Here is a 10,643-nt window from a genome sequence, read left to right as displayed (position 1 = left end):
CCAACCTAACTTAGGATTACCTAACCGATCTCTCGCCAGGCCCGCCACAGTCGCGCGTACCGGCCGCCCTGAGCCACCAGCGCCTCATGGGTCCCCTGCTCCACGACACGTCCGGCGTCCAGTACGGCGATCCGGTCGGCCGCCACCGCCTGGGTCAGCCGGTGCGCCACGAACAGCGTGGTCCGGCCCGAGCACGCGGCCAGCACGGCCCGCTCCAGCTCGGCGGCGCCTTCGCTGCCCGCCTCCGCCGTCGACTCGTCCAGCACCACGACCGGCGACCGGCTCAGCACCAGCCGGGCCAGGGCGAGCTGGGCGACCTTGGTGACGTCCAGGCGCTCACCCCCCTCCCCGACCGGGGTGTTCAGCCCGTCGGGCAGCGCCTCGACCCATCCGTCGGCGCCGACCGTGCGCAACGCGCCCAGCAACTCGGCGTCGGACGCCCCCGGCGCGGCGAGCCGCAGGTCGTCGGCGAGCGGACCGGAGAACACATGGGTCTCCTGCGTCAGGATGCTCACCAGGGCCCGCGCCCCGGCCTCGTCCAGACCGGCGAGGTCGGTCGGCCCGATGCGCACCGTTCCGGACTGCGGGGTCCCGATGCCCGCGATCAGCGCGGCCAGGGTCGTCTTGCCCGCGCCCGTGGCGCCCACCAGCGCGAGCGAGCCTCCGGCCGGGATCGTGAGACCGACCTCCCGCAGGACCGGCTCCTCGGCGCCCGGGTAGCGATACGTCAGGCCCTCCACCGTCACCGGCAGGGGCGCGGCGTCCGCCGGCGCCACGGCCGGGTCGCCCACCAGCCGGTTCTCGGCGTCCTCGGCCACCACTCCGACCAGCCGGGTCAGGCTCGCGCCCGACTTCTGCGCCTCGTCGAAGGTGAACATGATGAGGCCCAGCGGGGTGAACAGCCGGTGGAACAGCAGTGGGGCGGCCGACACCTCGCCCAGGCTGGCGGCGCCGGTCTCCAACAGGGCGTAGCCCACCACCAGGATCAGGACCAGTCCGATGAACTCGGCGCGGTTCTCCCGCCCGACGAACCGGCCGAAGAACCGGAACACCTCGATACCGAGATCGCGCACCCGCCAGGACTCACGGGTGACCTTCTCCCGGAAGGCGTCCTCGAGGCGGTACGCCCGGACCGTGTCGATCCCGTTCAGGCCGCTGATCAGCGCCTGCGCCCGGTCGGCCTGGGCCACCCGCTGCTTCCGGTAGAGCGGTGCGGACCGGGGGAGGTACCAGCGCAGGGCCAGCGCGTACGCGGGCAGCGCGGCGGCGCCCGCCAGCCCGAGCCGCCAGTCCAGTCCGAACATGCCGACCGTGGCGATGGCGACCAGCACTCCCGCCGAGAACACCGTGGGGATGGCCGTGCGGATGCCCTTGGAGATGACGGCCACGTCATCGCCGACCCGGGACAGCACATCTCCCCGGCCGACCTGCTCGATCCGTGCGCTCGGCATCCCGAGCACCGCCCGGACGGCGCCTTCGCGCAACCGCGCCAGCAGATCCGCGCCCAGTCGCCCGATCAGATAGGTCGACACCGCGGCGGCCGCCGCTCCGAGCAGCGCGGCGGCCGCCATCAGGGCACCGATCACGACCAGCACCGACTGCGATTCGCCCTGAACCACTCCGTCGACCACCCGGCCCAGCAGCAGCACCGGCAGCACCTGGAGCGCCGCCCCGGCCACCGTGGTGAGGACGGTGGCGGCCGTCAGCCATGGCACACCGCGGCAGTGTGCCGCGACCCAGCGGGTGGCCTCATGTCCGGTCGCCGTGCGCAGAGTTGCCGGGGCGACGCGCGTATCGGTGGCGCTCACGTCCTACTCGGCCGACTTGACGAGCTCGTCGATCGCGTACGGCATCGACAGCAGCGTGCCCTGGGAGATGGCCGCGCCGACCGCCGGGCCCTCGCTGTCCGGCAGGTACGACACGTTCCCCTTCTTCACGGCGTCCAGGTTGGCGAAGAGCTTGAACTTCTTCAGCGCCTGGGTGTCCGCCTTGTCGTTAATGACGAAGACGCGGTCGACGTCGACCAGGTCGACGCGCTCGGGCGAGAGTTTGGTGTAGAAGTTGCCACCCGCGATCTTGTCGATCGCGGTCCGGTAGGTGAAGCCGATGCCCGTCACCAGCCGCCCGCGCACATCGGTGGAGGTGAACGGCGCCACGGAGTTCTCGTACCAGGACAGCACCACGGCGGTCCGGTCGGCGAACTTCGGGTGCGCCTTCCCGGCCGCGGCGAGCTTGCCCTGGATGTCCGCCACCTTCTTCTCGCCCTCCTTCGCCTTGCCGAGTGCCTTGGCGATGTGGAGCGCGTTGTCCTGCCAGGGCGCGCTGAAGGGCTCCTTCTCCTTCTTGGTACGGGCCACCGTCGGGGCGATCTTGGAGAGCTTGTCGTAGGCGGGCTTGTCGATCTCGGAGTAGACCGCGACGATCAGATCCGGGCGCAGGGCGGCGATCTTCTCGTAGTTGGGGCCGGAGTCGCCGTTCTTCATGATGACCTCGGGCCTGGTGCCGCCCCACTTGTCCTTCACCCAGGGCCACTGGGTGTTGATGTCGGGGGTCCGGCCCGCCGGGTTCGGATACTGGTCGACCATGCCGACGGGCTTGATGCCGAACGCCAGGATGGTCTGGTCGTCCGTGTAGCCGACGGAGACGACCCGCTGGGGGGCCTTGCTGATCGTCGTGGATCCGAACGCGTGCTCCACGGTGACCGGGAACGAGCCGCCGGCGCCGCCCGAGGTGGTCTCACTCCCCTTGTCCTCCGAGTCGGAACCGCATCCCGCGAGAAGGCCGACACCGAGGGCCGCGGCGGACAATATCGCCGCCAACCGCCGCCAGGGCTTTCTACGCGTCGTGTCGTGGAGGAGCATCCGGGATCCCCTTGCTTTCGCGCTGTCCACTCGGCCCTGTCTTAGGGCAGGCAAACCTTACCGTGACCAGGTGAGGTAAGCCTAGCCTAACCTACATAACCTGAGCAGGATCTAGCCGAGTTGGACGTGAGTACGGCCGATCGGCACGATGAGCGGCCGGTCCCCCACCGGGTCGTCGATCACCATGGCGCGCAGCCCGAACGCCTCGTGCAGCAACTCGGCGGTGATCACCTCCCGAGGGTGTCCCTGCGCCAGGATCGCGCCCTGTTTCATCACGATGAGGTTGTCGCTGTAGCGCGTGGCCAGATTGAGGTCGTGCAGCACCATGACCACGGTGCACCCCGACTCGTGCAGATCGTCCACCAGGTCGAGCACATCGATCGCATGCGCCAGGTCCAGATAGGTCGTCGGCTCGTCAAGCAGCAGCAGATCGGTGCCCTGAGCCAGCGTCATCGAGATCCAGACGCGCTGACGCTGCCCGCCGGAGAGTGAGTCCACCGGGCGGTCGGCCAGGTCGGACACCCCGGTCATGGCCAGCGCGCGCGCCACGACGGCGGCATCGTCCGACGACCACTGGCGCAGCCAGCTCTGGTGCGGATGGCGGCCCCTGGCCACCAGGTCGGACACGGTCAGCCCCTCCGGGGCGACCGGCGACTGCGGCAGCAGACCGAGCTTCTTCGCCACGTCCCTGGTCCTGAGCTTGACGATGTCGTCGCCGTCCAGCAGCACCGTTCCCCTGACCGGTCTGAGCAGCCGTGACAGGGTGCGCAACAGGGTCGACTTCCCGCAGCCGTTGGGGCCGATGATCGTGGTGACCACCCCTGGCGGGATCGCGACGTCGAGATCGTCGATGACGGTCCGGGCGCCGTACCCGACCGCGATACCCCTGGCTGCCAGCCGTGAGGTGTCATCGACCGCGCACTCGGTCCCGGTGATGGACTGAGCGACCACAAGGCCCCCTTATTCAGGCTCATCCGACTTCTTACCAGCTACCCGCGGTTCGCCCGCACCAGCAGATAGACAAGGAACGGGCCGCCGATCGCGGCGGTGACCACGCCGACCGGGAGGTCGACCGGCAGTGCCGTGCGCGCCACCAGGTCCGCGCCGATGAGCAGCAACGCGCCCACCATCCCCGAGGCGACCATCGGCGGCGTCGGGCACCTCGCCATGCGCATCGCCACCTGCGGCGCCACCAGCGCGACGAACGGCACCGGGCCGGCCGCGCTCACCGCCACACCGGCCAGCAGCACCGCGCAGAGCAGCAGGACCGCCCGCACCATCGTGTACCGGACCCCCAGGCCCGCGGCGACATCGTCGCCGAGCTGCATCGGCTTGAACTGGAACGCGACACATGTCACGACGGCCAGCAGGACGAGCGAGCACCACAGCGCCACCCGGACCTCCTCCCATGACCGGTCGTCCAGCGAGCCGATCAGCCATGCCTGGGCCCTGGCCACATCCCTGATGTCGGCCGAGGCCAGCAGCCAGGTCGTGATCGCCTCCATCACGGCGCTCACCGAGATGCCGATGAGGATGAGCCGGAAGCCGTCCAGCCCGCGCCGCCACGCCAGGAAGTACACCAGCAGACCCGTACCGAGACCGCCCGCGAGTGCCGCCGCGGACAGCCCCACGGCGTCGACGACCGCCGTGGCCGCCCCGCCCGACACCGTCACCAGGAACACCGCGACCGCGCCGGCGCCCCCGGTGATCCCCAGGATGTCCGGGCTGGCCAGCGGATTGCGCGCGATGGACTGCGTGATCGCCCCGGACACCCCCAGCGCGACGCCCACGACGAGCCCGGCCAGGGCGCGCGGCATCCGCAGGTCCATGATCACGAACTCGTCGACCCGCTCGCCCCGGCCGAAGATCGTGGCCGCCACCCGGGGCAGTCCGATGGGGAAGTCCCCGACGCCGATGGACAGGCAGAACACCAGGAAGGTCGCCGCCACCAGCAGCAGCGTGATCAGCGCGACCCAGGGCCGCCAGACGAACGACACATGGCCGAGCCGGACGCCCGGCGCCACTGATGGTTTCACCTCGGTCCCGTTCATACGCTCTTGAACTTTCCGCGCCACACCAGAACCGCGAAGAAGGGGGCGCCGAGGAGGGCGACGAGGACACCCGCGTCCAACTCGCCCGGCCGCACCACCAGGCGTCCCACGATGTCGCAGAGCAGCAGGACGATGGCGCCGAGCAGCCCCGCGTACGGCACCAGCCAGCGGTAGTCCGGCCCGGTCAGGTAGCGGGCCACATGCGCCACCATGAGCCCGAGGAAGGCGATGGGGCCGCACGCCGCCGTCGCCGCTCCGGCCAGCAGGGTGATGGCGGCGATGCCGATGGTCCGGCTCAGTGCGATGTTCACCCCGAGCGCCCGCGCCACATCGTCACCCAGGTTGAGCAGATTGAGCGCGGGCAGCGTGATCAGTGCCAGCACCAGCCCGGCCGCGATGAACGCGGACACCGGCCAGATGACATCGAATCCGACACCGGCCGGTGAGCCCGCGTTCCAGAACCGCAGCGCGTTCAGCGCCGCCTTGTCCGACAGCGAGACGGCCGTGGTCATCGCCGCGAGGAACACCGTGATCCCCTGTCCGGCCAGTGCGAGCGTCAACGGATTGCCCGCCCCCCGGCCGATGCTGGCCAGCCCGAACACGACGACACCGGCGACCGCCGCCCCCAGGAAGGCGAACCAGACGTACTGGAACGGGTTGGCGAGCCCGAACACGGCGATCACCGTCACCACCGCGAACGAGGCACCGGAGTTCACGCCCAGCAGGCCCGTGTCGGCGATCGGGTTGCGCGTGTATCCCTGGATCAGCGCTCCGCCGACCCCCAGGGCGATGCCCGCCACGATCGCGAGCACCGTCCGGGGTACCCGCACGGTCCGCACGATGAGCCTGATCTCGGTGAGCCGCTGGTCGGCGTCCGGTCCCCCGAACAGCCCGTGCCACACCTCGGCGGGGCTCAACGCCCGCGCGCCGACGGCCAACGACACCGCCCCCGTGATCACGAGGATCACCACAAGCGTGCCCAGACCCACAACTCGCCTGTGACGGGCCTGTGTTGGGCCCCTGGGCGCGGGGCGCTCGACTTCGATCGTGCCCATGTCGACGTACGTTATCCCTTTGCTTCCGGGCGGGGGCGCGGCGGTGTGCGGCGGTGTGTGGCTGAACCGGTCGGGCGGATCAGCGGGCGGTGCTGCCGGTTCCGTCGGCGACCGTCCGGGCCTCGCCGGAAGCGGGCGCGAGGCCCCGGCCGAGGAGCGAGTCCAGGATCTCGCCGACCCTGATGGCGGTGTTGGACAGCAGGGACGATGTGATGCCGTGCGTGTGCTCCGTGCCGCCTTGCAGATAGATGCCGCAGCGCAGATCGGTGCCGGTCGCGATGCGGTAGTCGCGCTCGACGCGGACGCGGCCGTCCTCGTCGCGGAGGCAGCGGTCCGCGACCTCACCGAGCACGCCGACGGGGTCGGCGGGGCTGTAGCCGGTGGCGAAGACCACGACGTCCGCGTCCAGGGGGGTCTCCTCGCCGGTGACGAGGGACGAGACGGTGGCCCGGACCTTGTCCGGGGTCTCCTTGACGTCCACGAGCCGCGACACGTTGAGGAAGCGCAGGCGTTCGGCGCCGAGGACCTTCTCCTGGTACATCTGCCGGTACAGGTCGTCGATCAGGTCGATGTCCACCACGGAGTAGTTGGTGTTGCCGTGGTAGTCCATCAGCCGGCGCTTGACGTTCTCCGGTGCGGTGAAGAACTCGTCGACGGCCCCGGGGTCGAAGATCCGGTTGGCGAAGCTGCTGTCGTCGGCGGGGCTGTAGCCGTAGCGGGAGAAGACCGCGCAGACCTCGGCCCGGGGAAAGCGGCGGTGCAGGTAGGCGACGTTCTCCGCGGCGCTCTGTCCGGCTCCCACGACGATGAACCGGGAGGGCGATGTGGACTCCAGCTCATCGACCTTCACCATCAGTTCGGAGTTGTGCCAGACGCGGTCGCCGCGCTCCACGCCCTCCGGCATCAGGGGACGCAGACCGGTGCCGATGACGAGGTTGCGCGCCCGGTGGACGGCGAGCCCCTCCCCCGAGCGAACCGTCACGTCCAGATACTCCACGGCGCCGTCGCGCAGGACGGGCATCACGCCGACGACCTCATGACCGTAGGAGACCATGTCGTCGACCTTGCCGGCGGCCCACTCGAAGTAGTCGTGGAACTCCACCCGCAGCGGGAAGAGGTTCTTGTGATTGATGAAGTCGATCAGCCGTCCCCTGCTCTGGAGGTAGCACAGGAAGCTGTACTCGCTGGCGGGATTCCGGAGCGTCACCAGGTCCTTGAGGAAGGACACCTGCATGGTCGCGTCGTCGATGAGCATGCCTCGGTGCCAGCCGAAGCGCGGCTGTTGCTCGAAGAAGTGAGCGGTGACCGCTTCCTCCCTCCCGACGCCTGCGTTGTGCTCGCTGAGTGCGATCGCCATGGCCACGTTGGACGGCCCGAAGCCGATGCCAATGAGGTCGTGGATCAAAGGGGCGTCGCCAGGACGAGCCTGTGCCATGTCACTCCCATCGTGCGGGGGCGGCCGCCATGCGGGACGGCCGGCCCAGGGTCGAGCATCAGGAAGTACGGAAGTCGGGCACGTCGAAGAGCCACGGCCCAAAACTTAGGTAAGGCTAAGCTCATGTCATCCGACTGTCCAGAGTCGAACCGATGGCCGGGAGCGAACAGCCGGAAGCACACGGCCACCAACGGCTGTCCACGGACACCCCGTTGACCACTTAGGTAAGCCTTGCTTTACTGACCACGGCCATTCCCTGCCTCGAGGAGGAACCCCATGCGGGTCGTCATGTTCGGTTACCAGACCTGGGGGCACCGCACCCTGCAAGCCCTCCTGGACTCCGAACACGACGTGGTACTGGTCGTGACACACCCCAAGAGCGATCACGCGTACGAGAAGATCTGGAGCGACTCGGTCGCCGACCTGGCCGAGGAGCACGGCGTCCCGGTGCTGCTCCGCAACCGTCCCGATGACGACGAACTGTTCGAGCGCCTCAAGGAGGCGGACCCGGACATCATCGTGGCCAACAACTGGCGGACCTGGATCCCGCCGCGCATCTTCGGCCTCCCGCGCCACGGCACGCTGAACGTCCATGACGCGCTGCTGCCGAAGTACGCCGGCTTCTCCCCGCTGATCTGGGCACTGATCAACGGCGAGTCCGAAGTGGGCGTCACCGCGCACATGATGAACGACGAACTCGACGCCGGCGACATCGTGCGGCAGGAGGCGGTTCCGGTCGGGCCCACGGACACCGCCACCGATCTCTTCCACAAGACCGTCGACCTCATCGCCCCGGTCACCATCGGCGCGCTCGACCTCATCGCCGCCGGGCAGACGGAGTTCACCAAGCAGGACCGGTCCCGGGCCAGCTTCTTCCACAAGCGGTCCATCGAGGACAGCCGCATCGACTGGACCTGGCCCACGGAGGACCTCCAGCGCCTGGTCCGCGCCCAGTCCGAGCCGTACCCCAGCGCCTTCACCTTCCACAAGGGCAAGCGTCTCGAGATCCTCGCCGCGGTGGTGTCCGAGGGCCGCTACGGCGGCACTCCCGGACGCATCTTCTACCGCGAGGGCGACGGCGTGGTCATCGTCGCCGGAGCCGACGCGCGCACCGGCCGCAACCACGGCCTGGCCATCACACGCGTACGGACCGAGGACGGCCGGGAGTGGGCCGCGACGGAGTACTTCACCTCGATGGGCGGCTACCTGACCAGCCATCCGTGAAACGCCGATCCCCGGCGTGACCGACCATGTCGGCCCCGCCGGGGACCTCGCTCCCGGGAAAGCGGAAATCCTCAGTGGCGACGGGAACCAAACCCGGCCGAGTGGCGGCGACGGAAAGATCGCGGCCACGTTCACTCAGCATCGACGGCGGCATCTGCCACGTTTGTGCCAGCGGGTGCCGGACGAAATCCGGCTCGTAACCGGCGATGGTGTCGCTGACCCAACTGCGCAGCAGGTCAGATTCGCCCGGGCAGCGGCGGCGCTGCACGTCGCCCAGCCCTTCCTGAGCCGCCAGATCCAGCGACTGGAATACGCACCGGGGGTGCGCCTGCTGGAACGCACCACCCAGGGCAGCAGGCTCACCGCGGCCGGTGCGGCCTTCCTCCCCCGGGCCCGTTCGAGAGAGACACCGGCATCCATGTCACCGTCTTCCGCGGTAACTCCGAGACGGTCCTCCAGCGCACCCTTCAGGAGTCGCAGGCCCGCAGGGCGGGCGCGGACGCGGTGGAGACCAACTTCCGCGAAATGGTGGCGCTCTCCGACAACAAGCTGCTCGCCAAGTACGACGGCTCCGCCCTCGACAAGGTGGAGAAGACCGGCAAGTTCGCCACCTGGACCGCCACCCGCCTCAACATCTTCCACCCGGCCTGGAACACCCGCCTCATCAAGCCCGGTGAGGAACCGACGAGCTGGGAGGAGCTCGCCGACCCCAAGTACAAGGGGCGCATCACTCTGGAGGTCAGCGACAGCGACTGGTACGAGAACGTCACCCACTACTGGCTGGAGCACGGCAAGTCCCGGGCGGAAATAGACCAGCTCTGGAAGAAGATCGTCGCCAACTCCAAGGTGGCCAAGGGCCACACCACGATGATGCAGTTCCTGACCTCCGGCCAGACCCATATGGAGGCGATGAACTACACCTACATCACCACCCGCTCGACGACCAAGGGCGCACCGGTCACCTTCCTGCCGAAGAGCGGGAAGTCGACGGTGCCGGCGTTCCCGCGCCCCTGAACGCTCTGAACGCGAGGAGAGGAGTCGCATCGGTGCCAGGAGGCAGGCTGACCCACGAGGATCGCCGGAGGATCGCGGCGTGGCTGGCCGAAGGGCTCGGGTACGCCGAGATCGGCCGACGGCTCGGCCGACCGACGTCCACGATCAGTCGCGAGGTCGCACGCAACGGGGCGTCCGGCGACTATGTCGCCGACCACGCACAGCGGGTCTCCGGCCACCGTGCGCGCGGCCGCAAGCCGGCCCGGCCCGCCGAGTCGGCGCCTGGCGAGCAGCCGGCCGAGGTGGTGCGCGGCTTCGTGGACCAGTTCGCGACGCTGCTGGCCGCGACCGGTCTGCCCCGGATGACCTCCCGGGTGTTCGTCTGCCTGCTCACCGCCGACGCCGACGGCCTGACGGCAGCCGACCTGGTGCGTCGGCTGGAGGTCAGTCCCGCATCGGTATCCAAGTCCATCGGCCACCTCGAAGCCATGGAACTGGTGGTGCGCCGGCCGGATCCCGGCGGGCGCCGCGAACGGTACGTCATCGACGACGACGCCTGGCTCCGGGCGTGGCAGGCCGACACCGGCGCACACTCGAAGATCGCAACCGCCGCACGGCGGGGCGTCGAGATCTTCGGCACCGACACGACGGCCGGCACCCGACTCGGCGCGATGGGCCGGTTCTTCGCCTGGCTCAGCGAGCAGATGAGCGGCAGCACCCTCACCGAGGCCGCCGTGTACGACGCGCTGACCGTGCTCGCCGCCCTCGTGCACGCCGACCGACCGCTCACCCTGGGCACGCTGGCCACCGCGCTCGATTGGCCCGAAGACCGCGCCACCGCCGCCCTGGACGCGATCCGACGCAAACCGGCCATCGCCGATCCCCTCGCCCTGAGGACCGTCGGGCCCCGGACGTACACCCTCACCACGAGACCGGACCGTCTCAGCCCGGCGCAACGCAAAGCCCTCCACCAGTAGGGCGCGCCAATGCCACCACGCGTCTCGGGGCCCAGGCGCTTCATCTC

General features: G+C 69.6%; 9 protein-coding genes and 1 pseudogene. 4 read left to right on the top strand and 6 right to left on the bottom strand.

The window, feature by feature from the left end; genetic code table 11:
• Positions 1-20 precede the first annotated feature (20 nt).
• The 6 genes from NQU54_RS04645 to NQU54_RS04620 all read right to left on the bottom strand — a co-directional run bounded on the left by NQU54_RS04645 (position 21) and on the right by NQU54_RS04620 (position 7,402).
• Positions 21-1,808, bottom strand: coding sequence for an ABC transporter ATP-binding protein (locus NQU54_RS04645; protein WP_257629888.1), 1,788 nt, complete (start codon positions 1,806-1,808; stop codon positions 21-23).
• Positions 1,809-1,811: 3 nt separating this feature from the next.
• Entirely contained in the window at positions 1,812-2,861 is a 1,050-nt protein-coding gene (locus NQU54_RS04640) for an iron-siderophore ABC transporter substrate-binding protein (RefSeq protein ID WP_257629887.1), read from the bottom strand.
• 111 nt (positions 2,862-2,972) lie between these two features.
• A complete protein-coding gene (locus NQU54_RS04635; RefSeq protein ID WP_069868472.1) occupies positions 2,973-3,812 on the bottom strand; it encodes an ABC transporter ATP-binding protein in 840 nt (279 codons plus the stop codon).
• A gap of 38 nt (positions 3,813-3,850) precedes the next feature.
• Positions 3,851-4,912 (bottom strand): FecCD family ABC transporter permease, encoded by a 1,062-nt coding sequence (locus NQU54_RS04630; protein ID WP_257629886.1) that lies wholly within the window; start codon positions 4,910-4,912, stop codon positions 3,851-3,853.
• Positions 4,909-5,967, bottom strand: a complete 1,059-nt coding sequence (locus NQU54_RS04625) for a FecCD family ABC transporter permease (protein WP_257629885.1) — start codon at positions 5,965-5,967, stop codon at positions 4,909-4,911. Before NQU54_RS04625 ends, NQU54_RS04630 begins: the two co-directional genes overlap by 4 nt.
• A 79-nt stretch (positions 5,968-6,046) precedes the next feature.
• On the bottom strand, positions 6,047-7,402 hold the full coding sequence (locus NQU54_RS04620) for a lysine N(6)-hydroxylase/L-ornithine N(5)-oxygenase family protein (RefSeq protein ID WP_257629884.1): 1,356 nt from the start codon (positions 7,400-7,402) through the stop codon (positions 6,047-6,049).
• A 276-nt stretch (positions 7,403-7,678) separates the two neighbouring features.
• Here NQU54_RS04620 and NQU54_RS04615 point away from each other — a divergent pair, with 276 nt between their 5' ends.
• The 4 genes and pseudogenes from NQU54_RS04615 (at position 7,679) to NQU54_RS04600 (ending at position 10,596) form a co-directional block, all read left to right on the top strand.
• Positions 7,679-8,626: a methionyl-tRNA formyltransferase gene (locus tag NQU54_RS04615; protein ID WP_257629883.1), complete on the top strand. Its 948-nt coding sequence runs from the start codon at positions 7,679-7,681 to the stop codon at positions 8,624-8,626.
• A gap of 16 nt (positions 8,627-8,642) precedes the next feature.
• Positions 8,643-8,987: pseudogene (locus NQU54_RS49960) on the top strand (helix-turn-helix domain-containing protein); the annotation flags it as partial.
• Positions 8,936-9,640 carry an ABC transporter substrate-binding protein gene (locus tag NQU54_RS04605; protein WP_308408468.1) on the top strand — a complete coding sequence of 235 codons (705 nt, stop codon included), beginning with the start codon at positions 8,936-8,938 and terminating at the stop codon, positions 9,638-9,640. The pseudogene NQU54_RS49960 and the gene NQU54_RS04605, both read left to right, overlap by 52 nt.
• A gap of 32 nt (positions 9,641-9,672) precedes the next feature.
• A complete protein-coding gene (locus NQU54_RS04600; RefSeq protein ID WP_372505780.1) occupies positions 9,673-10,596 on the top strand; it encodes a GbsR/MarR family transcriptional regulator in 924 nt (307 codons plus the stop codon).
• Positions 10,597-10,643: the final 47 nt, after the last annotated feature.

Source organism: Streptomyces malaysiensis subsp. samsunensis, assembly GCF_024519315.1.
Taxonomy (GTDB): domain Bacteria; phylum Actinomycetota; class Actinomycetes; order Streptomycetales; family Streptomycetaceae; genus Streptomyces; species Streptomyces malaysiensis.
This window is presented reverse-complemented; position numbering and strand designations above follow the sequence as displayed.